The 1,181-nt window shown below is 48.8% G+C and carries 1 protein-coding gene; it reads right to left on the bottom strand.

Going from position 1 to position 1,181, the window contains the following annotated elements:
* On the bottom strand, positions 1 to 1,181 hold a 1,181-nt coding region (locus JOD82_RS28885), incomplete at both ends, for a condensation domain-containing protein (RefSeq protein WP_245249173.1).

Genomic DNA, 1,181 nt, shown 5'->3' with positions numbered 1-1,181 from the left:
ATCAGCTCGACAAAGGTTTCACCTGGTTCAGACTGCACACGCACTGGAATTGTATTGATAAATAGCCCGATCATGTGCTCCACGCCTGGAATATCCCCTGGACGACCGGACACAACGCTGCCAAACACGATATCCGTACTGTTGTTATATTTTTGCAACAGAACGCCCCATACGGTCTGAATCAGCGTATTGATCGTGACCTGATTTTGCTTCGCTACCCGTTCGATCTGAGCAACCAGCTCTGGCTGGAAGTCACATTCCAGATCTTCAGCGACATATAGCCCGGCTTGCATCGATTTCGGCTGTGTTTTTTGCTGAGGAAGCGTAATTTGCTGCTCATAGTCCGCCAGATACCCACGCCAATATTGCAAAGCTGCCTCACGGTCCTGACGTTCCAGCCATTCGATAAATCGACTGAACGGCGTGACAGGCTCCAGCGCTGGCTCATGACCGGCGCGCAGTGTCAGATAGCTGCCAAATACCTCCTGTGTCATAAAGGACAAGCACCAGCCATCCATCAAAATGTGATGGAAGCTCCAAACAAAGTGATACGTTTCATCCCCCGTTTGCAAAATGGAGACACGAATGAGTGCATCCTCTGCGAGATTGAATCCTTTCGCTTTGTCCTCGATGGCAAAAGCTTCAACACGAGCTTCTCGTTCCTCTTTTTCTAGTCCGCGCAAGTCTTCATAATATATTTGTCCGCTACGGTTGCGGAAGACGACCTGTACAGGCTCATCCTTCCATGAACTGATAAAGTTCGTCCGCAATGCCTCATGACGCTGCACGAGCAGATCAAAGCTTTTACCAAAAGCAACCACATCAAAACGACCGTTCAACTCAAAGGTGGCCTGTTCAAAATAAGCCGCCGAATTCTCATCCATCAGGCTGAAGAAGAGCATGCCCTTTTGCATCGGTGTCAAAGCATACACATTTTCTAGTTCGCCCATACCCTGTGTATCTTTCACCAATTGCTCCAGCTCATCCAGCGTTACATGGTTTAACAGGACATCACTTGGGGTCAACACCGTTCTTTCTTGAGCGACACAATGATGAATCACCTCACGCAAGCCGGATGCCAGCAGTTCTCCAAGTCGTGCAATCGTCTCATGACGGAATTGCGTTGTACCGTAGCGAATCGTGAAAATCAGTTCTCCATCCTCGATGACTCCATTGATATC

It is taken from the genome of Paenibacillus sp. 1182 (assembly GCF_017833915.1).
GTDB lineage: Bacteria > Bacillota > Bacilli > Paenibacillales > Paenibacillaceae > Paenibacillus > Paenibacillus polymyxa_D.
Note: the sequence above shows the minus strand (reverse complement) of the source record. Positions and strands in the feature narration are given on the sequence as shown.